Origin of the sequence: Nocardia jinanensis (assembly GCF_014645735.1) — a bacterium.
Classification (GTDB): Bacteria; Actinomycetota; Actinomycetes; order Mycobacteriales; family Mycobacteriaceae; genus Nocardia; species Nocardia jinanensis.
This window is the reverse complement of the sequence record NZ_BMMH01000011.1, coordinates 218,741-239,085: the sequence shown is the minus strand read 5'-3', so window position 1 is coordinate 239,085 and position 20,345 is coordinate 218,741. Positions and strand designations below refer to the sequence as shown.

The following is a 20,345-nucleotide window of genomic DNA, read 5'->3' as shown; positions in this document are numbered from 1 at the left end:
ATCCCGAGAGCGGAAGGTCTGCCCGACGGCAATGCGGTACGGCGGGCTTCGGTCGATTCGCGGCTCGCGGCGGACCCGTGGACTGCGCGGCCGGTACCGCTAGAGTTCCACTCCCACGGTCACCGGTTCCGGTACCAGTACGACCCCGAACCGCTCCGCCACTCCGTCGCGCACCGTCCGGGCCAGCGCGACGATATCGGCGGCCGTGGCCGCACCGCGATTGGTGAGGGCGAGGGTGTGTTTGGTGGACAGCCGTGCGGGCGCCTCCGCGCCCGGGAATCCCTTCGCGAAACCGGCGCGTTCGATCAGCCAGCCCGCGGAGAATTTCACCCCGCCGGTCCCCGGGTAGGTGGGGACCGATACCTCACCGAGCCGGTCCCGGATAGCGGCCCGGACCCGATCCACCTCGCCGTCGGGGACTACCGGGTTGGTGAAGAACGAGCCGGCGCTCCAGGTGTCGTGGTCGGCGGGATCGAGCACCATCCCTTTGCCCGCTCGCAGGCCGAGCACGGTTTCGCGGACGACGGCCGCCGGGCGGGTCTCCCCCTCGGTGGCGTCCAGACGCTGGGCGAGCTCCCCGTAGCGCAGTGGCGCGCTCGTACCGTCGGGGTGCAGCGCGAATTCCACCGCCAGGACCACCGCGTCGTCACGGTGTTTGAGCCGGCTGGTCCGGTAGCCGAACGCGAGCTCGTCGGGACCGGCCCAGTGGATATCGCCGGTCGCCCGGTCCAGCAGCTGTACCCGGCGCAGCAGATTCGCGACCTCGACACCGTATGCCCCAACGTTCTGCACCGGTGTCGCCCCCGCCGACCCGGGGATCCCGGACAGGCATTCCAGCCCCCCGAACCCCGCGCGCACGCTCTTCGCGACCACGTCGTCCCAGTTCGCACCCGCCTCCGCGGTGACGCTGTCGGCCCCGAATTCGACGCCCTCGGTAACTACCCGGACCACCACCGACGCCACATCCTCGTCGGAGACCAGCAGGTTCGAGCCTCCGGCGACGAGCAGCACCGGAATCGCGGCGGTGTCCAGCGCCTGCACGGTCGCCACCAGCGCCGCGGTGGTACCGCAGTCGGCGACGGTGGCCCGGCCGCCTACGCGCAGCGTGGTCAGTTCCGCCAGCGGGACCGCGGACCGTACGACCGCGCCCGTTCCGGCCAGTATCTGCCGCAGTTCGTCCGCCGGGACAGCCCGAGAAGTTCGCACGACCAGACGGTAGCGTGTTCGGTCATGGCTACAGCGCTGGCGTATACGGCTCACTACTCTCATCCGGTTGCCGCGGTACGCGAGGCGTTCTGCAACGAGCAGTACTGGAAGGACCGGATCGCCGCCGTGGGCGGGCCCGAGGCCCAGTTCGTCTCCCTGAACGTCGAGGGCGAGCAGGTACGGGTCGAGGTCGTGCAGTCCATCCCCGCCGATTTGCTACCGCCCGCCATCACCGCCGTACGTCCCGGCGACCTGATCATTCCGCGCACCGAACTGTGGACGGGTACCACCGGTAGTTTCGAGGCGCGGGTCGAGGGGGCGCCGGCGGAGGTCCGCGGCACCATCACCGCCACCGACGAACCCACCGGCGCGGTCGCCGAGATCTCCGGCACGATCGAGGTGAAGGTTCCGCTGTTCGGCCGCAAGATCGAGGAGGCCATCGGCGAGCGTCTCACCGAACTGCTGGCCGAGGAGACCGAGTTCACCAACACCTGGATCGCCGAACAGGGGTAGCGCCCGGTGACCGCGGGTTCGGAAGCCCGAGCCCGCCCGGCCTCATACGGCTCCGGCAGGTCCGGGCGGTAACCTACCGCGCATGGCTCGTCGACTGGACTACTCCGCCCGCTACCCGCTGCACACCACCAAAGAGCTGTACGCGGCGTTGACCGACCAGGCCTACTGGGAGGCCCGGATGGTCGAGATGCGGAAGTACTCACCGAACGAAGTCATCAGTCTGGATGTGAACGAGAACGGCATCGAGGTGGTCCTGCACCACATCCTGCCGCGCGAGACGCTGCCCGAGGTCGCGCAGTCGGTGATGCGCAAGGATATGGTCATCACCCGTAAGGAGAGCTTCGGGCCGTTCGGCCCGGAGGTCGAGGGCAAGTATTCGGCGTCGATCCCCGCCGGGCCCGGCAGCCTCACCGGTACGACACGTCTTTTCCCGACCGACACCGGATGCACCATGCGGATGTCCTCGGAGGCCAAGGTGTTCATCCCGATGATGGGTCCGCGGCTCGAGCAGCTCATGCTGGTGAATCTGGTGGATCTGTTCCGTGCCGAGGCCGAAGTGACCCAGAAGTGGCTGGACGAGCAAAAACCGGCCGGCTGAGCGTTCCGCTCGGCACTGTCACCCGTGGTACCACCGGAACCAACCGGCTACGCCGCAGCGACCGTCAGCTGATCGGAGATCCGCGGATCTCCGAAGCGGTGCGCCGGGCCGCCGACCCGCTGGTGGTGGACCTCGGTTACGGAGCACAACCGTGGACGACGCTGGAGCTGGCCGCCCGGTTGCGCACCGTCCGCCCGGATGTGCGGGTGGTGGGACTCGAGATCGATCCGGCGCGGGTGGTTCCGGCTCGTGACGGCGTGTGCTTCGCCCGCGGCGGTTTCGAATTGGCGGATCTGCGTCCGACGCTGGTCCGCGCGTTCAATGTGCTGCGTCAGTACCCGGAGTCGGCGGTGGCCGGGGCATGGGCGACGATTTTGTCCGGGCTGGCCCCGGGCGGGCTGCTGGTCGAGGGCACCTGCGACGAACTCGGCCGCCGATGCGCTTGGGTGGTCCTGGACCACTCGGGACCACGCACACTGACCCTGGCATGGGATCCGTTCACCGTCGAGCGTCCCTCTGCGCTGGCCGAACGGCTCCCGAAGGCGCTGATCCACCGCAATGTGCCGGGTGAACCGGTGCACGATCTGCTCGGCGCGGCCGACCGGGCGTGGGCGCATACCGCACCCCTGGCGGTTTTCGGCCCGCGGGTGCGCTGGCGTGCGGCGGCGGACCTCCTGCGGGAACAAGGTTTTCCGGTACACCATTACCGGCGGCGATTACGGGACAATGTCTTGAGCGTCCCGTGGTCGGCGGTCGCCCCCGCCGGACAGGCGGAACAACAAATGTGATCTAAATCATAAATTGCCGTTCCGATCGGCGCTGACGTCGTCACATTCACCCTCCGCCCACAACCGGGCCACAGAGCCGGCACAGAATCATCGGGAAGAATCTCGAGCATGCCCACCAAGTCCCTGTCTGCCCCGAAGGTCAGCCGCCGGACCGTCGCGATCGCCCTGATCACCGTGGTCGTGCTCGTGGTGGCCGCGCTGATCGGCGGTGAAGCGTATGCGCGGCACAAAATCGCGGGCTGCATCAGTGCGCAGTTCGAGAAAGAGATGGGATCGCAGATCGACGTCGGCTTCGGCGCGAAACCGCTACTGCTCACCTGGCTGGACGGGAAGGTCTCGCGGATGGACGTCGACAGTAAAGGCGACGAATTCGGTCCGGCCGTCGATATGCAGGTCCACGCCCAATTCCACGATATCGAGATGGCCGAGGGAGGTAACAGCGGCAGCTCGGTCGGGAGTTCGAACGCCGACGTCTCCTGGAGCAACGCCGGTATCTCCCAGACGCTGCAGGGTCTGGTCAGCGATGTGCAGTCCGACCCCGATACCGGGCAGCTCACCATGAAGGTGCTGGGCGGTTTCGGGGCCATGCAACTCACCCCACGGATACAGGACGGCCGAGTCGATATCGATGTGTCCCAGGCACAGTTCCTCGGTATCGGAGTGCCCGACGATCTGGCGCAGGGCGTCGTGGATCTGATGACCGAGAGCCTGCAGACCTACCCGATGGGCCTGCAGCCGACCGCGTTGCAGGTCACCGGCAACGGTATCGAGGTCGACCTCCGTGGCGGTCCGACCGAACTGCCGGCCGTCGAAGGTGAGGCGACCTGCTGACCCCCGCCGGCCGTCAGGCGGGGAAACCTTCGAGCACCGCCCGGGACCGGGACAGCCCGAGCCGGGTGGCGCCCGCGGCGATCAAATCGGCAGCCGCGGCCGCGGTACGGATCCCCCCGCTGGCTTTGATCCCGAGTCGCCCCCCGACGGTCTCGGCCATCAACCGGACCGCGCGCACATCGGCGCCTCCGGCGGGATGGAAACCGGTGGAGGTCTTCACGAAATCGGCGCCCGCGCGCTCGGCCGTCCGGCACACCTCGACGATCGCCTCGTCGGTCAGCGCGGCGGATTCGATGATCACTTTCAGCACCGCGCGCTCCGAGATCGCCTCGCGTACCACGATGATATCGGCGAGAACCGCCGCGAAATCGCCCGCGACCGCCGCGCCGATATCGATCACCATATCCACTTCGGCCGCGCCCTGCTCCACGGCGAGGCGGGCCTCGGCCCCCTTGACCAGCGAATGATGTTTTCCGGAGGGGAATCCCGCGACGGTCGCCACCACCAGGCCCGGAGCCCGTACCGGCAGCGCGGCCGGCGAAACGCATACCGCGTACACACCGAGTTCCCGGGCCTCGGCCACGGCGGCGGTAACATCCGCGCTCGTCGCCTCCGGGGCGAGCAGCGTGTGGTCGATCATTGCGGCCACCTCGGACCTGGTCAGCGATATGGAATCGGCCATGGGACGAGAGTCTGGCACACGCGCGGCGAATTCCGTTGCGCGCCTCGAACTCCTCCCGCACACTCGTATCGCCTTCCGACGAGAGGACGATGTTGCTGATCCGCCGCGAACGAGCCGTCGACAGCGACGCTGTCGCAGCCGTGCACCGTAGCGCCTTCGCCCCGCACTACGCGCCGGACGGCCCTGCGGCCGGCACCGCTCCGGCAGAGGCGCCGCCGGAGGTCGCGCTGCTGGCTCGGCTGCGTACCGATCCCGGATGGATGCCCACCCTGTCCATGGTCGCGGTGGACCGCGAGACCGTTGTCGGGCACGTATGCGTCACCCGGGCCACCGTGGGCCCGTTCCCGGTGCTGGCACTCGGGCCCATCGGGATACTGCCCGAACAGCAGCGCCGGGGAGCGGGGTCGGCACTCATGCACGCCGTACTCGGCGCCGCCGACGCCCTGGACGAACCGCTCGTCGGCCTGCTCGGCAGCCTCGACTACTACCCCCGGTTCGGTTTCCAGCCGGGTGCGCGTCTGGGCATAATTCCCGACCGGCCCGAATGGGCGAGCCATTTCCAGATCCGGCCGCTCAGTGCCTACGACTCCCAGATAGTCGGCGAATTCCGGTACGCCGCCCCGTTCTACGATCTGTGACCGGACCGCCGCGTCCCCCGCGACGCGGCCCCGGCACACCCGGTCGACCGGAACCGCGGAGTCGCGGCGACCGGCCGGCGGTCGTCCTGTCAGGATGACGTCATGGTTTCCGCAGCCACCGTTCCCGACGGCCGACGCTACGTGCTCACTCTGGGCTGTCTCGACCGCCCGGGCATCATCGCCACCATCACCTCGTTCATCGCCGAATTCGGTGGCTCCATCCTGGAGGCCGGCTACCACTCCGACCTCGAGACCGGCTGGTTCTTCACCAGGCAGTCCATCAAGGCCTCCACCGTGCCGTTCGGCGTGGAGGAGCTGCGCAGCCGGTTCGAGCGGGTCGCCGCCGAACTCGGCCCGGAAACCGAATGGCAGGTGCACGATTCGGGAGTGCGGCGCCGCGCGGTGGTCTTGGTGAGCAGAGAGGGGCACTGCCTGCACGATCTACTCGGCCGCGCGACCTCCGGTGAGCTTCCCGCCACCATAGAAGCTGTTATCGGCAACCATCTCGATCTGGCGGCGATCACCGAGGCGCACGGCATCCCCTTCCACCACGTGCCGTTCCCGAAGAACCCGGCCGAACGCGGCCCGGCCTTCGAACAGGTTCGGGAACTGGTGGACTCGCATTCCCCCGACGCGGTGGTGCTGGCCCGATTCATGCAGGTGCTACCCGAGCATCTGTGCGAGCACTGGGCCGGGCGGGCCATCAATATCCACCACAGTTTCCTGCCCTCGTTCGTAGGTGCCCGCCCCTATCACCAGGCATTTGTGCGCGGCGTCAAACTCATCGGCGCGACCTGCCACTACGTAACCGCCGAACTGGACGCGGGACCGATCATCGAACAAGACGTGATCCGCGTCGACCACGCCGACAGCGTGACCGATATGGTCCGCGAAGGCCGCGATATCGAGCGAGTGGTACTGGCCCGCGGCCTGCGCTGGCACCTGGAGAGCCGGGTACTGGTGCACGGGCGGCGCACCGTCGTGTTCTCCTGACGCGGGTCAGCCGGTCGCTTCGGCCGGTTTCCGCACCGAGGTGAGCACCTGTTCGAGGATCTCGTTGAACCCGTCGATCTCCTCCAGATTGCCCAGGTGACCGGTGGGAAGCAGGACGAACTGCACGAGATTCCCGGACTCCCGGAGCCAGGACGCGATCTGCTCGGCATGCACCGCCGGTGTCATATCGTCGGCCGTTCCCGCCACCACCGTGGTCGGCACCACCAGGTGACGAGCCGCGTCCCCGAGGTCCATCTGCGCCAGCAGCAACCCGAATTCCGAGCGGATCCGGGACCGGCAGGAGCGCACGATGTTCATCCCGAACTCGATCGATTCCGGGTCGGCGGCCAGGCTCATGATCTGGCGGGCGAAGATCCACCGCACCGCGGCCACCGGAGGGAAGACGATCCGGGCGCTCAGCCCGTTGCGGCCGAGCCAGGCCGGCAGCGGAATCATCCGGTTGAGCAGCGGCAGTGGCCGGTTGAAGAACGGCACCACCGTGGTCTCGGCGACCAGCGAATGCGGTCCGGTGTTGGCCAGCAGTGCGGCCGCGACCTGGTCGGTCACCCGCTGCGGATATTTTCCGGCCCAGGCCTGGACGGTCATCGCGCCGAGACTGTGCCCGACCAGCACCGCTCGCTGTCCGGGCCGCAGCACCGCGTCCAGTACCGCGCAGAGATCGTCGGCGAGCAGGTGACAATCGAGCTGATCGGGTTCGCCGAATTCGCTCTCACCGTGGCCGCGCAGGTCGAAGGCGATGACCCGGTACTGCTCGGCGAAGGCGTTGATCTGCGGGTTCCAGTATTCGAGACAGCAGGTCCAGCCGTGGATCAGTACTACCGGCTGAGCGTCTTCCGGCCCATAGGCGTGGACCCGCAGGCGAGCCCCGTCATCGGCGCGCACATCGATCACTTGATGTTCGGCACTCGGCGGATTCAAAGCCGGATTACGGTAGCCGCCACGGGTGCGCAGCCCCGCACGGTGCACCTCGAACAGCCCCTCGACCTGTTCGGCTAGGGCGCTCAGTGCCTTCGGCATGGTCGCACGCATCAACACACACTCCTTTGTGTTACCGATTGACACAGTAACGCGTGGAGTCGGGGCCCGCCAGCGCACACACCACAGTCGAGACGATCTCACCGTCCCGAGCGGCCGTATCGGCCTGTTTTTCAGATAGGTCACATACCGGACGAGCGGGGGCAGAACCGGCGCTCACCCGGCGCTCGCATCACGGTCCGGCCCGCCCAGTCCTCGGGCGAACGGAGGGCGGCAACCGAGCGACGAAGTGGAGAACCGGGGTCAGGGCCCCGGCCCGCAGCGCCGCCGACGATGCCGATAAGCGCGATTACCAGCGTGGACCGCGCTGAACCTCATCCACTTTCGGCCGCACATCGGCCAGATAGATACCGGTCGCGATGATCGCGATGAACGCCAGCAGACCCAGGTTGAGGAAATTCACCAACAGCAGCAGAATCGCCACCCCCAGGATGCCCAGCCATATGGGTTTGGTCAGTTTGTCGACCGCGGTGAACGCGTCGGAACGCTGGCGCACGGCGTGCACCAGCGCGAAAATGGTCGCGCTCGCCGCCAGCAGCCACAGCGCGGCCATGATCCACCCGGTCAAGCCATACACCTGTTCCACCCCACCATGATAAGAGCAGCGCCCCCGCGCACTGCACGTGCACGGGGGCGCTTCGCCTGAATCGTCAGGTCAGACCTTCTTCGGCGTGGCCTTCTTGGCTGCCGGGGCAGTCTTCTTGGCGACCGGGGCAGCCTTCTTGGCGACCGGGGGCTTCTTGGCGGCGGGCGCCGCCTCGGCCGACGGGACAGGCGCGGGCGCGGGTTCCGGAGCAACCTCGGGGGCGACCTCGATCACTTCGGCATCGAGCACCTCCGGCGCGGCGGGGGCGGCGGGGGCGGCCGACTCAGCGGCCGGAGCGGATTCGGTCTTGCTCCGGCCGATCAGCCCGTTGACCCGGCCGAGAACATCCTCGGCCCGGCTGCTGGCGTCCTTGTACAGGGTCTCCACCCGGCCGACCTGCTCTTCGACCAGATGGTTGGCGCGCAACCGCTCGACGGTCTCCTCGCCGCGGACCGCGAGGTCGGCGTAGATGTCGAGCGCCTGGCGGTAGTACTGCTCGGCGAGCTTGCGCAGCTCCTCGGTGGTGAACTTCTCCCGCAGTTCGGCCAGATCCTCCGGCAGTTCGGAGGGCAGCTCGGACAACCGCGCGCGGATCTGCTCGAACTGGGTCTGCACATCGGCCGGCAGGCCGGCGAACCGCTCACGAGCATCGTCGACCCGGCCGTTGACGTCGGTCGCACGCTCACGCACCTGGCTCACCGCGTCCACAACCGCGGTGTAGACCGCGTCCGTGGCGCCGACGGTGGCGAACAGTGGTTTGGCAGTGGTGTACTTCTCGGTCATTTATCGTTCTCCTGGCGTGGAGCGTCGGTTGTCGGTTGTGGAACAACACTGTCCCGGGGGATCGTTTCCTCCGGCCCGTTCTCCCGGCGGAACGACTCGTATATATCCAGGAGCACCTGTTTCTGTCGCTCGCTGATCGCGGAATCCGCGAGCAAGGCATCCCGGACGGGACTGTGCGGCCGCTGCTCGAGGTAGCCGGCGCGCACGTACAACACCTCCGAAGAAACCCGCAGGGCCTTGGCGATCTGCGTGAGCACTTCGGCGGAGGGATTACGCAACCCGCGCTCGATCTGGCTGAGATACGGGTTGCTCACCCCGGCCAGCTGGGCGAGCTGGCGCAACGAAACCTGCGCGGCTTCGCGCTGCGCCCTGATGAACCCTCCGATGTCCTGCGCCGCGTTGACTACGCGGGCCGCCTTGTCGCCGGCGCCGGCAGACGCTGCCGGATCGTCGATGCGCTGGGCGAAAACCTCGGGATGGTCGACCATCACTCACCTTCTGGCGTTGTAAGTACAACGATAGGTCAGGGTGCTAGCAATTGCAAGCACTATGTTAGCAGTGTTTATGGCGGCGCCTTCGGCGCCGCTGGCGGGGCCCTATCGACCCCGGTTCTTCACTCCTTCGCTCCAGAACCGGGGCGGGCCCCGCCTACGGATGGGTACATCCGGAGGTAGTGAAGGGCAAGCGGAGGTAGTGAAGGGCAAGCAAGTTAGAAGTTAGTGCTGTGCCACACCTGGGTGTCCGCATGCCGACCGGGACATCGAATGCCGACATAACCGCATGAGTCGAGTCTTACGAGACACCTCGAAGGGTTGAGGCCCGTCTCGCCGTTCAGGCCTCGAAAGCGCATGAGCCGAAGGCTCGAGTCTCGAGGCCTGAACGGCGAGACCGAGGGGGCCTCAACCCCGCGACGCCGCAGGCGGCGCCAAAACACAGCACCTCCACGAACAGGTCCGCATATCCCTACCTCAGCGGCCATGATCACGGCTGGTCCGACCACACCTCCAGACCCACCCACACCTCCAGACTCACTCCTGCCCCGCACGCACCCGGCCCCATCCGCGTCGGCCCTACACCTCACCCTCCGAACATCAGCTGCGACACCGTATAGATCACCAATCCGGCCAGACTTCCGACCACGGTGCCGTTGATCCGGATGAACTGCAGGTCACGCCCCACCTGGAGCTCGATCTTCTTACTGGCCTCCTCCGCGTCCCAGCGGGCCACGGTATCGCTGACGATGGTGGCGATCTCGTCGGCGTAGTTGGCCGCCAGATAGCGGGCGCCGCGCTCGATCCAGCTGTCGACCTTGGCGCGGGTCTCGGTGTCGTCGCGCAAACGTTCGCCCAGCTGCTGCACGTTCTCGGCGACCTTGCGGCGCAGGGTGCTGTTCGGGTCGTCGGCGGATTCCAGGATCAGACGTTTGGCCGCCCGCCAGGTCGCCTCGGCCAGACCGGTGATCTCCTCCCGGCCCATGATCTCGGTTTTGATCCGTTCGGCCTTGGCGATCATCGTCTCGTCGTATTGCAGGTCCTCGGCGAACTCCTCCAGAAAACGGTTCGCGGCCAGCCGGACCTCGTGGTCGGGCGTGGAACGCACCTTCCAGGTGAATTCGACCAGCTCCCGGTACACCTTCTCCGACAACAGCACGTTCACGAACTTCGGTGCCCACTGCGGCGCCTCGCCGTTGACGATCCGGTCGATCGTCTCCTGGCTGCCCAGCGCCCACTGGTGGGCCCGTTCGGCGAGCAGGTCCAGCAGGGGCAGCTGCCGGTTGTCGGCCAGCAGTTCGGACAGCACCCGGCCGATCGGCGGACCCCACAGTGGTTCGGCGATCCGCTTCACGATGGTGTTGTCGATGACCTGTTCGACGTCCTCGTCGCGCAGTACTCCCACGACCGCACGCAGGATCGTCGAACTCTCGTCGGCGACCCGGGCCGCATTCCCGGGCCCGGCCATCCAGCGCCCCACCCGCCACGGGATCTGCGCGGAATTCACCTTCGCCGTCACCACTTCGGGGGACAGGAAGTTGGTGCCCACGAAATCGCCCAGGCTCGCGCCGAGCTGGTCCTTCTTCCGGCGGATGATCGCGGTATGCGGGATCGGCAGGCCGAGCGGATGCCGGAACAGGGCCGTCACCGCGAACCAATCGGCCAGCGCACCGACCATGCCCGCCTCGGAGGCGGCCCGTACGTAACCCACCCAGTCGCCGGCGCCGCCGCGTGACTCCAACCACCGGCACACCAGGTAGATGATCGTGGCGACGGCCAGCAGGCCGGTCGCGACGGCCTTCATCCGCCACAGGTCCCGTCGTTTGGCCGCGTCGTCGGTGAGGGTGGCGAACACGCCCGGTGGTTCGGCCGGGCCGCCGGGGGTGGACGCCCCAGCGGCGGATTCGAGCACCGCGCTGCTACCGGTCGCTTTCTGCATACCTCCCATTCTGCTGTGTTTATTTGCGGCGCCTTCGGCGCCGCGGGGGCGGGGCCCTATTAACCCCGGTTCTTCACTCCTTCGCTCAGTCGCTGCGCTCCTTCGCTACGTCGCTCCAGAACCGGGGCGGGCCCCGCCTACTGAGGTGGACCAACCGGGGTACCGAGGTGGACCAACCGGGGTGCGGGAGAAGGTCGCAGGTCCCGGCGTGCGGGAGAAGGTCGCAGGTCTTGGCGTACGGGAGAAGGTCGCAGCTCCCGGCGTGCGGGAGAAGGTCGCAGCTCCCGGCGTGCGGGAGAGGTGCGCAGGAGTAGGCGTCGGTCGGCCGGGGTGGGTGGACGTTGCTGTGTAGTGCTCGAAGTCGGCGATGTCCGGTCGGCGTACGGCAGGCGGTCGGTTGCTTGCGGTGTGTGGCTTTGTTGCTCCGAAACCGGGGTGGGCGGGGCTCGGGCGGCCGGCCTCCGGAGAAGCGCGGTCCGCGCGGGACGATATGCGGACGCCACGACCAGCGTGGGCAGGCTCACAGCGCATGGCGAGCGCTCGGGCGATCTCCTCTTCGCGGATGTCTGTCCGCATGCACACAGGCACCAAACGAACCACCCGGGCGGGGATGGGGCCTAGAGTGGAATGAACGTGAACCGTCCGGACCGAGGAGCCCACGCTGTCCACCGAAGACCTGCTCGATATCGGGAAATCCGCCGATCGATCGGCGCCGGTGCGTACCCCGCGGACCGACGGACGAAAACGTCGCTGGCGGCAGCACAAGATCGACCGCCGGGAGGAGCTCGTCGACGGCACGCTCGCGGCTGTGCGGACCCGCGGCGGAAATGCCGGGATGGACGAGATCGCGGCCGAGATCGGGGTGTCCAAAACAGTCCTCTACCGCTACTTCTCAGATAAGAACGATCTGGTCAACGCCGCTATGCAGCGGTTCATCGAGATCACGCTGATGCCGCGCGTCTACGGCGCGATCAGCCTCGACGCCGACGAGTACCAGCTGGTGCGGTCGGCACTGGCCGAATACGTGGGCGCGGTCGACGAGGACCCCGAGGTGTACCGGTTCATCATGGGCACCGGTTCCGGTGACCCATCCTCGCTGGCCGATTTCGAACGGTTGTTCGCCGAGGTGGTCGCCGCGGCAATCACCGAACGTGGCAGCGAACGCGGGATCGAGACCGAAGGCGTCATGCTGTGGTCCTATGTGCTGGTCGGCGGTATCCAGCTCGCGACCCACTGGTGGACCACGCACAAGACCCTGCCCCGCGAAGAGGTCATCGATTACCTCACGATGATGGTGTGGAGTGCCATCGAGGGGATGGCCCGCGCCGGTGGTTCACGCACCAAGTTCGCCGAACAGGAGCATGTGCTCCCCCCTGTCCCCTCCGACGACCAGGCCGTCTGAGCCGGCGCGCGTAGCGGGCTCGACATCCGGGCCCGTTTGGCTAGTCTGATTCCCGTGCGGTGACGAGGAATCGACTGTGTTCTTCTGTCGCCGTAGGCGCGCGTCGGCACCAACGGAGGTACCTCGATGGCGAAACAAGTGCCGACATCCCGGCTGACCCGCGGCACCAAACTCGGTGCCGTCGCGGCCGGCTCGATGGTGCGCAAACAACGCGCCCGGCTCTCGATGCGCGGGCGATCCGAGGCCGTGCGCGCCCGGATGGCCGAGGAATCCATTCTTCGCAGCACCGAGCAGCTGGTCATGGTGCTGGGCACCATGAAGGGCGTGGCCATGAAACTGGGCCAGATGATGTCGGTGCTCGACCTGGACCTGGTGCCGCCGGAGCATCGCGAACGGTTCCAGAAACGGCTCGCGGTCCTGCGCAACGCGGCGCCCTCGGTGTCGTTCGAGGCCATGCGCGCGGTGATCGAAGAGGACTACGGGCAGCCGCTGGACGCGGTGTTCGCCGAATTCGAACCCGAATCCATCGCGGCCGCCTCGATCGGCCAGGTCTATCTGGCCCGGCTGCACGACGGCCGCCAGGTCGCGGTAAAGGTGCAGTACCCGGGGATCGACGCGGCGGTCCGGGCCGATCTGAAGAATCTGAACATGTTCCGCCGGGTGCTGCAGTCGGCGATGCCGTGGGTGACCCCCGCGGTCCTCGACGAACTGCGGTTGAATATGGAAGCCGAACTCGACTATCACATCGAGGCCGAAACCCAGCAGGACATCGCGGCGCTGTACGCCGACCATCCGTTCGTCGTCGTCCCGCGTCCGGTCCTCGAACACAGCACCCGCCGTGTGCTGGTCACCGAATATCTGGCGGGCACCGCGTTCGAGGACATCCGGCGGATGCCGCGGTCCGAACGCGACCGGGTCGGCGAGATCATCTACCGCTTCTACGTGGGGTCGCTGTTCAATTTCAACGAGTTCTGCGGCGACCCGCACCCGGGCAATGTGCTGCTCGCCCAGGACGGCCGGGTCGGGTTCCTGGATTTCGGGCTGTTCAACCGGATGGACCCCGAACACGTCCGATTCGAAGCGATCTGCCTGTGCGCGGCAGCCGAGGACCGCGGTGAGGACCTGCGCGAACTGATGATCCAGCGCGGGGTCATCGATTCGGCGGACGAGATCGGGGTCGAGGAATGCCTGGAGTACGTGCTCTCGGCGTCCGAATGGTGTCTGGTGGATCAGGAACTCACCATTACTCCGGAATTGGCCAGCGGTGCGTTCCTACTGGCCGTGGACCCGCGATCCAGCGAGTTCTCCGGTATGAAACAACAGAATCTGCCGCCGGAGCATCTGTTCTCGCGGCGGGCCGATTTCCTGACCTTCGGCATGCTCGGCCAGCTCGAGGCGACAGCGAACTGGCATCGCATCGCCCGGGAATGGTTGTACGGCGAGGAGCCGGACACCGAACTCGGCCGCCTCCACCGACAGTGGCTGGCGCAGCGCCGGTCGGCCAAGCGCGGCAAGCGGCATACGGGTTAGCGCCGCCGCACCAACACACATTCAAGGGGTTCGATCCATGACGGACACACGCGAATTCGATCTTGTGGTCTTCGGCGCCACCGGCTTCGTCGGCAAACTCACCGCCCAGTATCTGCTGGGTGCGGCACCGGCCGGAGCGCGGATCGCGCTCGCCGGCCGCTCGGCGGACAAACTCGCCGCCGTCCGCGACGAGATCGGCGCCGCGGACTGGGGCCTGATCGTCGCCGATACCACCGACCAGGAGTCGATGGATGCCCTCGCGGCCCGGACCACCGCCGTGATCACCACGGTCGGTCCGTACCTGCGCTACGGAATGCCCATGGTCGCCGCCTGCGCGAAGGCCGGCACCCACTACGCGGACCTCACCGGCGAACCGCTGTTCATCCGCGACGCCATCGACAACCACCACGACGAGGCCGCACGTACCGGCGCCAAGATCGTGAACTCGTGCGGATACGACTCGGTCCCCTCGGATCTGAGCGTCTATCAGCTCTATCGGCGCACTGTCTCGGACAACACCGGCGAGCTCGGCGACACCACACTGATCGCGACGCTGCGCGGCGGGGTCAGCGGCGGCACCATCGATTCCGGCCGCGCGATGATGGAAGCGGTCGCGGCGGATCGATCCAAGGGTGCGGTGCTGAGTCACCCGTACTCGCTGAGTCCCGATAAATCCCTGGACCCCGAGGTGGGCCGGCAAACCGACCTCACCCTCCAGCGCGCCCGCGATATCGACCCGAGCCTCGACGGCTGGCTGGGTACCTTCGTCATGGCCGCGCACAACACCAAGATCGTGCGCCGCAGCAACGGCCTGCTGGGCTGGGTCTACGGCAAGAACTTCCGCTACCGCGAAACCATGGGAGCCGGATCCTCACGCCTGGCGCCGGTGATCGCGGCGGGTATCTCCGGCGGTGTCGTCGCCGGGATGGCGGTCGGTGGTCTGCTGTCCCGGTCCGGCGCCGGCCGCGCGGTGCTGGACCGGATTCTGCCCGCGCCGGGCACCGGCCCCAGCGAATCGACCCGGGAGAGCGGCTGGTTCCGGATGCGCACCTATACGCAGACCTCGTCGGGTGCGCGGTACCGGGCCGATTTCGCCGGTCTCGGTGATCCCGGATACAAGGCCACCGCGGTCATGCTCGGCGAAAGCGGTCTCGCACTGGCCTTCGACGAGAAACCCGAACTCGCCGGAATACTGACCCCCGCCGCGGCCATGGGCGACGCCCTGACCGAACGCTTGCGCGCGGCCGGGATGACGATCGATGTCGAGCCACTGGGATGAATCTCGCTCGGCGCACCATGAACGCCCCCGCGCTCGCGGCGGTCTACGAACGGATCTGGCGACCCACGGTGTTCTACCTGGCCACCGGCCGCACCACCGATGCCGACCGCCGGTTCGCGGTGGAATCACTGCATCTCGGCACATCGCGTCGGGTGCTGGATATCGCCTGCGGGCCAGGTAATTTCACCCGATTCCTGAGCGAGCACGTATCGGCCGACGGCTACGTCACCGGTATCGATTACTCGCCGCCCATGCTGGCGCGCGCCCTCGCCGACAATGCCGGGCCGCGGGCCGGATACGTGCGCGGTGACGCACGCCGTCTGCCGTTTCCCGACGAAAGCTTCGACGCGATCTGCTGTTTCGGTGCGCTGTATCTGATTCCCGACCCACTGGTCGCGGCCCGGGAGATGATCCGGGTACTCGCACCCGGCGGCCGGATCGCGATCACGACCAGCCACCGCCCGGACAATCCGATCGGCGAACTGATACGGGTCACCGCCGCGGTGAGCGGACTGCGGATGTTCGGCGGCCGGACCTTCCCGGACCTGTTCGCGGCGGCCGGACTCGTCGATATCGACCAGCGTGTGCACCGCTTCTTCCAGTACGTGACCGCCACCCGCCCGGTCGCCGGCACGGCCGGGCGCGCCGCGGACCGCCCGGCCGCGTCCGGGCGCGGGGTCTGACGGATTCCGCGTCACGAGAAGAATTGCTCGACCCGTTGCCACCCCTGGATCCGTTGCTGCCCGCCGCCCACCGCGCGTGCGCCATTTCACAGCCGAATCACTGTGACCGGCGGGTTTTCACACGCGTACGCGGCTACTCGTCGGTAGAGTCACGTGGCGTACCCGCGGGCCGGAAGGGGGATTCCAGATGTCGGTACCGGAGGTGGGTCAGAGCACGGCCCGTCGGTTGTACCGCGCGGCCACGGCCGGCGGCGCGGATTCCTTCACCCTCGCCGAGGATGTCGCGCTGCGCCTGGCTCACGCCTGTGACACCCTGGTCGCCGAACTGGAAGCGGCCCGGCTCGGGGGGCACCGGATCGCCGAAACCGATGGCACCGCCGGATTTCCCGACCTGCCCACCGGACATGCGCTCGCCGCGGGATTCCGGGGCAAGGCAGTGCAGTACCTGGAGACCCTCACCGCGCTCCAGGAAACGGCACTCTGCTTCAAGGCCGCCTATCTCGCCGCGGGCGGCAAACTCGCCGAAGCCGACCTCGCCAATCGCGCCGCCCTCGCGGTGGTCGCGGCTCGTTCCGGCTCCGACCACGACCGCCACGAACAGGACGGCCATGGCTGAATCCGCCGATACGGACCCGCCCTACGCGCCGGAACGCGAATGTTTCGGCAGTTTCACCCATCAGGAGATCTGGGAGCGGGTACACGAGGTCCTCGACCCCGGCACGCTCGGCGATGCCGCCGCGGCGTGGAAGTCGAACGCAGACAGTGTGGCCGAAGCCTTCGCCGCGTTCACCGATACCGCCCGTCGCGAATTCGAACGCTGGTCGGGACATTCCGCGAACACGGCCCGGCAGGCGACGCGGGAGTTCATCATCCGTGGCACCGAAACCCATGAGGCGTGCCGGGCCCTGCAACGCCTCATGGAGGGCAATACCGAAGCGGCACAAACACTCCGGTCGGCGCTGGCTCCACCGCAGCCGTATCGGCCGCTCGACGATCCGGCGGCCGAGGCCGTACACGGTGGCCGCCGCCGGATGGATCACGATATCGCCGCCGCCGCGGCCACCGCCGACGCGCAGGACGCGATGACCACCATCTACACCCCGACCCTCCCGGTTTCCGGTGACCGGGTCCCCCGGTTCCCCGACGCGTCCACCGGCGCCGGCGGGAGCCCAGGCCAGTGAAATGGATTCTGACCCCTGACGAATTCAGTTACGTCTGGGCCAATGAGACGAGCCTGGACCGCCGTCCCTACCCGGTGAACCTGGCACCGGCGAGTACGGTGCGCACCGCATCCGAATTGGATGCCCTGCGATTACCACAGCGGTTCGCCAGACAGGCCGACCCAGATCTGGCAGCCGCGCTCATGCTCTGCGCCCGCCCGGACGCCACCGCAGTCACGATCTCCGGAGAACGCCCGGCGCTCGCCCGCAACGGCGAGCTGCCACGTACCGAGCAGATCCTCGGCTTCGCCGCCGTCATCGATCATCACGCCGCCGTCCTGCACGCGACGCCCACGAAGGTCACGGTCCACATGTGCCATGCCCAGGATCTCGGGGGCCGGTTGGTACAGCTGATCGGATCCGCCCGCCCCGGGGCGCACGGCCCGTTCCACCAGCCCCAGGACGCGGTACTCACCGACGCCCCCATATCCACCGCCGACGGAGACGGCGACGCCGCCCGGTTCCGCGCGACCCTGCGCGAACCCGTCGACTCCCGTGGTTTCATCACCGTCGCGGTGGCCCCGGAGGATCCCATGTCCCCGCCGACGCTGCACCGCAGCTGGCTCGATATCCGCGATGACGGCCGCTACCTGCTGACCACCGCCGACGTCCTGGTCCTCGCCCCGGTCGGCGATTCCGATTTCGCCGACAACCTGCAGAGCCTGGCCCGCATCCGCGGTAGCACGCCAGGTCTGTGATAGGTCTGTCCGATGTCCGAGCACTGGAAGATTCCCGCGAGCCGGGCCCTGCGCGCCGACGGCCTGCGTGTCGCCGATATCGATACTTCCGCCAAACCCGGGTTCCATGGTCGCAAGAAGGACGGGGAACAGCTGCTGAGCGAACGCAGCAAAGTTCTGGCCGCTCTCCAGGAGAAGCTCTACGCCAACGGCCGCTCCGGTGACAACCGCAGTGTCCTGCTGGTGCTCCAGGGGATGGACACCGCCGGCAAGGGCGGAATCGTGCGTCATGTCATCGGCTCGGTGGACCCGCAGGGTGTCGATCACGCCGCTTTCGGCATTCCGACCGCGAAAGAGAAGCGGCACCATTTCCTGTGGCGCATCCGCAAGGCCCTCCCACGCGGCGGCCAGTTGGGGGTTTTCGACCGCTCGCACTACGAGGATGTCCTGGTGGTGCGCGTCCACGGGCTGGTGCCCGAGGCCATCTGGGAGCAGCGCTACGCCGAGATCAACGATTTCGAGCAGGAGCTGACCGAATCCGGGACCACACTGGTGAAGGTCGCGATGTTCGTATCGCTCGACGAACAGAAGAAAAGGCTTCGTGAGCGACTGGAACGGCCGGACAAGTACTGGAAGTTCAGCCCCGGTGATATCGACGAGCGCGCGTACTGGCCCGCATACCAGCAGGCCTACCAGGATCTGCTGGATCGCACCTCCACCGGCCACGCGCCCTGGTACGTATTGCCCGCCGACGCGAAGTGGTACTCGCGCCTGGCCGTTACCGAACTGCTGATCGAGGCGCTCGAGAAACTGGACCTGAACTGGCCACCCGCGAACTTCGATCCGGCCGCCGAACTGCGCCGGCTCGACACCGCCTGACCGACGCGGACAAGCTGGTTATGGAAACTCTCAGCAAGCCGGACAATGATGGGGCGGTGCGCCGGGAAGCCCGGCGCCCCTCGGCGAACCTACGGGCGGCCGAGGCAGCGAGGCGAGTGAGAGGCGTGGTGAACGCACGGTGAGCAAAAACCCCGGACGGCCGAATCCGGTGGCTGCGGCCGCGCGCGCGGACCGCAACCGCAAGATCGCGATACAGGTCGCAGTGGCCGCCGTGCTGGTGGTGCTGGTCGCGGCGATCGGTATCGGCTTGGCCGTGCGCAACTCCGGTTCCGACGATGTGGGCCCCGTCCCGGCGGTGGCGACCGATAACGGTGCCATCCGGATCGGGCAGCCCGACGCGAAGGCGACCGTGCGCATCGTCGCGGATATGCAGTGCCCGGTCTGCAAACAGTTCGAGGCCGACCACGCCGAACTGCTGAGCGAATCGGTCGCCGACGGCACCGCCGCGGTCGAATACAACATCGTGGGCTACCTGGACAAGATGTCCAGCACCGAATACTCCACCCGTGCGGCCAACGCGTCCTACTGCGTCGCCGATACCGGGACCGATAAGTATCAGGACTGGCTGAAGCTGATGTTCCAGCAGCAGCCGCCCGAAGGTGGCGCCGGCCTGACCGACGAGCAGCTCATCGCCATCGCGCAGCAGGCGGGTTATACCGACCCCACCATCGCCGACTGCATCACCGACCGGAAATACGACGGCTTCGTCGCCGCGAAATCCAAGGAATCGCTGGCGGAGGGTATCGACGGAACGCCGACGGTCTTCGTCAACGGTGAGCAGGTGAAGCTCACCGCCGACCCGAGCGGGCAGAAATTCGATACCGCACCGCTGGCCGCCGCGATCCAGGCGGCTGCGGGCCGGTGATCCGGACTTCGCCGCCTGCCGCCTGGACGTTGCTCCTGTGCGGGCTGGCAGGCTGGATCGCCGCGTTCGTCCTGCTGGTCGAAGATTTCAAACTGCTCAGCGACCCCGGCTATGTGCCGTCGTGCAGCTTGAACCCGGTACTGTCCTGCGGTTCCGTGATGGCCACCGATCAGGCCGCGGTACTCGGGTTCCCGAACCCGATCATCGGACTGGCCGGGTTCTCGGTGGTGGTGACCCTCGGCGTGCTCTCGGTCGCCGGAGTCGGACTGCCCCGGTGGATCTGGACCGGTCTATGGCTGGGGACGGCCGCGGGCACGCTGTTCATCTGCTGGCTGATCTTCCAGAGCTTGTACCGCATCAACGCGTTGTGCCCCTACTGCATGGTGGTCTGGGCGATCATCACACCGCTGCTCGCAGTGATCACCGAGCAGCTGTGGGGTAGCGATCGGGGTGCGCTGCGAGTCGTCGCGGAATGGCGCTGGACTTTTGTCGCGGTATTCTACGCGGTGGTGCTGGTACTGGTGTTCCTGCGGTTCCAGGACTATTGGCTGTCGCTGTTCTGACTGGCACTCGGTACGCAGAACGCGCACGGCCGGAGCGAAGGCCGAGGTACGCAGAACGCGCACGGCCGGAGCGAAGGCCGAGGTACGCAGAACGCGCACGGCCGGAGCGAAGGCCGAGGTAC

Annotated in this window: 23 protein-coding genes; 16 read left to right on the top strand and 7 right to left on the bottom strand. The window is 67.5% G+C overall.

What is annotated here, in order from left to right:
• Positions 1-99: 99 nt before the first annotated feature.
• Positions 100-1,173 (bottom strand): UDP-N-acetylmuramate dehydrogenase, encoded by a 1,074-nt coding sequence (locus tag IEY68_RS24400; protein WP_062999773.1) that lies wholly within the window; start codon positions 1,171-1,173, stop codon positions 100-102.
• Positions 1,174-1,230: 57 nt separating this feature from the next.
• Here IEY68_RS24400 and IEY68_RS24395 point away from each other — a divergent pair, with 57 nt between their 5' ends.
• The 4 genes from IEY68_RS24395 (at position 1,231) to IEY68_RS24380 (ending at position 3,936) form a co-directional block, all read left to right on the top strand.
• A complete protein-coding gene (locus IEY68_RS24395; RefSeq protein WP_062999733.1) occupies positions 1,231-1,719 on the top strand; it encodes a DUF2505 domain-containing protein in 489 nt (162 codons plus the stop codon).
• 82 nt (positions 1,720-1,801) lie between these two features.
• Positions 1,802-2,317 carry a DUF2505 domain-containing protein gene (locus IEY68_RS24390; RefSeq protein WP_062999731.1) on the top strand — a complete coding sequence of 172 codons (516 nt, stop codon included), beginning with the start codon at positions 1,802-1,804 and terminating at the stop codon, positions 2,315-2,317.
• Complete coding sequence (locus IEY68_RS24385) at positions 2,287-3,105, top strand: class I SAM-dependent methyltransferase (protein ID WP_229718956.1); 819 nt, start codon at positions 2,287-2,289, stop codon at positions 3,103-3,105. The genes IEY68_RS24390 and IEY68_RS24385 overlap by 31 nt, the downstream gene beginning before the upstream one ends.
• Positions 3,106-3,213: 108 nt before the next feature.
• The gene (locus tag IEY68_RS24380) at positions 3,214-3,936 is read left to right on the top strand and encodes an LmeA family phospholipid-binding protein (RefSeq protein WP_062999729.1); all 723 of its coding nucleotides are present in this window, start codon (positions 3,214-3,216) and stop codon (positions 3,934-3,936) included.
• A gap of 13 nt (positions 3,937-3,949) precedes the next feature.
• On the opposite strand, the gene deoC is transcribed toward IEY68_RS24380, so the two are convergent.
• Positions 3,950-4,618, bottom strand: a complete 669-nt coding sequence (gene deoC / locus IEY68_RS24375; protein WP_062999727.1) for a deoxyribose-phosphate aldolase — start codon at positions 4,616-4,618, stop codon at positions 3,950-3,952.
• 92 nt (positions 4,619-4,710) lie between these two features.
• Between deoC and IEY68_RS24370 the strand changes: the two genes are divergently transcribed.
• Together IEY68_RS24370 and purU are read left to right on the top strand one after the other, a co-directional pair.
• The gene (locus tag IEY68_RS24370; RefSeq protein ID WP_062999769.1) at positions 4,711-5,256 is read left to right on the top strand and encodes a GNAT family N-acetyltransferase; all 546 of its coding nucleotides are present in this window, start codon (positions 4,711-4,713) and stop codon (positions 5,254-5,256) included.
• Between the two features lie 102 nt (positions 5,257-5,358).
• Positions 5,359-6,249: a formyltetrahydrofolate deformylase gene (gene purU, locus IEY68_RS24365; RefSeq protein WP_062999725.1), complete on the top strand. Its 891-nt coding sequence runs from the start codon at positions 5,359-5,361 to the stop codon at positions 6,247-6,249.
• 6 nt (positions 6,250-6,255) lie between these two features.
• Here purU and IEY68_RS24360 read toward each other — a convergent pair whose 3' ends face one another.
• The 5 genes from IEY68_RS24360 to IEY68_RS24340 all read right to left on the bottom strand — a co-directional run bounded on the left by IEY68_RS24360 (position 6,256) and on the right by IEY68_RS24340 (position 11,104).
• The gene (locus IEY68_RS24360) at positions 6,256-7,299 is read right to left on the bottom strand and encodes an alpha/beta fold hydrolase (protein ID WP_062999723.1); all 1,044 of its coding nucleotides are present in this window, start codon (positions 7,297-7,299) and stop codon (positions 6,256-6,258) included.
• A 295-nt stretch (positions 7,300-7,594) separates the two neighbouring features.
• Entirely contained in the window at positions 7,595-7,891 is a 297-nt protein-coding gene (locus tag IEY68_RS24355) for a DUF2516 family protein (RefSeq protein ID WP_229718955.1), read from the bottom strand.
• Between the two features lie 69 nt (positions 7,892-7,960).
• Positions 7,961-8,674 (bottom strand): hypothetical protein, encoded by a 714-nt coding sequence (locus tag IEY68_RS24350; protein WP_062999719.1) that lies wholly within the window; start codon positions 8,672-8,674, stop codon positions 7,961-7,963.
• The gene (locus tag IEY68_RS24345; protein WP_062999717.1) at positions 8,671-9,162 is read right to left on the bottom strand and encodes a helix-turn-helix domain-containing protein; all 492 of its coding nucleotides are present in this window, start codon (positions 9,160-9,162) and stop codon (positions 8,671-8,673) included. Before IEY68_RS24345 ends, IEY68_RS24350 begins: the two co-directional genes overlap by 4 nt.
• Before the next feature lie 589 nt (positions 9,163-9,751).
• The gene (locus IEY68_RS24340) at positions 9,752-11,104 is read right to left on the bottom strand and encodes a DUF445 domain-containing protein (RefSeq protein ID WP_189094478.1); all 1,353 of its coding nucleotides are present in this window, start codon (positions 11,102-11,104) and stop codon (positions 9,752-9,754) included.
• A gap of 715 nt (positions 11,105-11,819) precedes the next feature.
• Between IEY68_RS24340 and IEY68_RS24335 the strand changes: the two genes are divergently transcribed.
• The 10 genes from IEY68_RS24335 to IEY68_RS24290 all read left to right on the top strand — a co-directional run bounded on the left by IEY68_RS24335 (position 11,820) and on the right by IEY68_RS24290 (position 20,223).
• Positions 11,820-12,506, top strand: coding sequence for a TetR/AcrR family transcriptional regulator (locus tag IEY68_RS24335; protein ID WP_062999713.1), 687 nt, complete (start codon positions 11,820-11,822; stop codon positions 12,504-12,506).
• A 126-nt stretch (positions 12,507-12,632) separates the two neighbouring features.
• A complete protein-coding gene (locus IEY68_RS24330) occupies positions 12,633-14,036 on the top strand; it encodes an ABC1 kinase family protein (RefSeq protein ID WP_062999711.1) in 1,404 nt (467 codons plus the stop codon).
• A gap of 37 nt (positions 14,037-14,073) precedes the next feature.
• Complete coding sequence (locus IEY68_RS24325; RefSeq protein ID WP_062999709.1) at positions 14,074-15,315, top strand: saccharopine dehydrogenase family protein; 1,242 nt, start codon at positions 14,074-14,076, stop codon at positions 15,313-15,315.
• Positions 15,312-15,998, top strand: a complete 687-nt coding sequence (locus IEY68_RS24320; protein WP_062999707.1) for a class I SAM-dependent methyltransferase — start codon at positions 15,312-15,314, stop codon at positions 15,996-15,998. Before IEY68_RS24325 ends, IEY68_RS24320 begins: the two co-directional genes overlap by 4 nt.
• A 187-nt stretch (positions 15,999-16,185) precedes the next feature.
• On the top strand, positions 16,186-16,614 hold the full coding sequence (locus IEY68_RS24315; protein WP_062999705.1) for a hypothetical protein: 429 nt from the start codon (positions 16,186-16,188) through the stop codon (positions 16,612-16,614).
• A complete protein-coding gene (locus IEY68_RS24310; protein WP_062999703.1) occupies positions 16,607-17,179 on the top strand; it encodes a hypothetical protein in 573 nt (190 codons plus the stop codon). Before IEY68_RS24315 ends, IEY68_RS24310 begins: the two co-directional genes overlap by 8 nt.
• On the top strand, positions 17,176-17,916 hold the full coding sequence (locus IEY68_RS24305; protein WP_062999701.1) for an ESX secretion-associated protein EspG: 741 nt from the start codon (positions 17,176-17,178) through the stop codon (positions 17,914-17,916). The genes IEY68_RS24310 and IEY68_RS24305 overlap by 4 nt, the downstream gene beginning before the upstream one ends.
• 12 nt (positions 17,917-17,928) lie before the next feature.
• Positions 17,929-18,774, top strand: a complete 846-nt coding sequence (locus IEY68_RS24300) for a polyphosphate kinase 2 family protein (protein WP_062999699.1) — start codon at positions 17,929-17,931, stop codon at positions 18,772-18,774.
• 139 nt (positions 18,775-18,913) lie between these two features.
• Complete coding sequence (locus IEY68_RS24295; RefSeq protein ID WP_062999697.1) at positions 18,914-19,660, top strand: DsbA family protein; 747 nt, start codon at positions 18,914-18,916, stop codon at positions 19,658-19,660.
• Positions 19,660-20,223: a vitamin K epoxide reductase family protein gene (locus tag IEY68_RS24290; RefSeq protein ID WP_062999715.1), complete on the top strand. Its 564-nt coding sequence runs from the start codon at positions 19,660-19,662 to the stop codon at positions 20,221-20,223. Before IEY68_RS24295 ends, IEY68_RS24290 begins: the two co-directional genes overlap by 1 nt.
• Positions 20,224-20,345: the final 122 nt, after the last annotated feature.

What these genes read in the sequence shown, in the direction of transcription:
- IEY68_RS24390 (WP_062999731.1), top strand. Translation starts at nt 1,802, where the DNA reads ATGGCTCGTCGACTGGACTACTCCGCCCGCTACCCGCTGCACACCACC.
- purU (WP_062999725.1), top strand. Translation starts at nt 5,359, where the DNA reads ATGGTTTCCGCAGCCACCGTTCCCGACGGCCGACGCTACGTGCTCACT.
- IEY68_RS24360 (WP_062999723.1), bottom strand. Translation starts at nt 7,299, where the DNA reads ATGCGTGCGACCATGCCGAAGGCACTGAGCGCCCTAGCCGAACAGGTC.
- IEY68_RS24325 (WP_062999709.1), top strand. Translation starts at nt 14,074, where the DNA reads ATGACGGACACACGCGAATTCGATCTTGTGGTCTTCGGCGCCACCGGC.
- IEY68_RS24315 (WP_062999705.1), top strand. Translation starts at nt 16,186, where the DNA reads ATGTCGGTACCGGAGGTGGGTCAGAGCACGGCCCGTCGGTTGTACCGC.
- IEY68_RS24380 (WP_062999729.1), top strand. Translation starts at nt 3,214, where the DNA reads ATGCCCACCAAGTCCCTGTCTGCCCCGAAGGTCAGCCGCCGGACCGTC.
- IEY68_RS24320 (WP_062999707.1), top strand. Translation starts at nt 15,312, where the DNA reads ATGAATCTCGCTCGGCGCACCATGAACGCCCCCGCGCTCGCGGCGGTC.
- deoC (WP_062999727.1), bottom strand. Translation starts at nt 4,618, where the DNA reads ATGGCCGATTCCATATCGCTGACCAGGTCCGAGGTGGCCGCAATGATC.
- IEY68_RS24395 (WP_062999733.1), top strand. Translation starts at nt 1,231, where the DNA reads ATGGCTACAGCGCTGGCGTATACGGCTCACTACTCTCATCCGGTTGCC.
- IEY68_RS24300 (WP_062999699.1), top strand. Translation starts at nt 17,929, where the DNA reads ATGTCCGAGCACTGGAAGATTCCCGCGAGCCGGGCCCTGCGCGCCGAC.
- IEY68_RS24350 (WP_062999719.1), bottom strand. Translation starts at nt 8,674, where the DNA reads ATGACCGAGAAGTACACCACTGCCAAACCACTGTTCGCCACCGTCGGC.
- IEY68_RS24345 (WP_062999717.1), bottom strand. Translation starts at nt 9,162, where the DNA reads ATGGTCGACCATCCCGAGGTTTTCGCCCAGCGCATCGACGATCCGGCA.
- IEY68_RS24310 (WP_062999703.1), top strand. Translation starts at nt 16,607, where the DNA reads ATGGCTGAATCCGCCGATACGGACCCGCCCTACGCGCCGGAACGCGAA.
- IEY68_RS24340 (WP_189094478.1), bottom strand. Translation starts at nt 11,104, where the DNA reads ATGCAGAAAGCGACCGGTAGCAGCGCGGTGCTCGAATCCGCCGCTGGG.
- IEY68_RS24330 (WP_062999711.1), top strand. Translation starts at nt 12,633, where the DNA reads ATGGCGAAACAAGTGCCGACATCCCGGCTGACCCGCGGCACCAAACTC.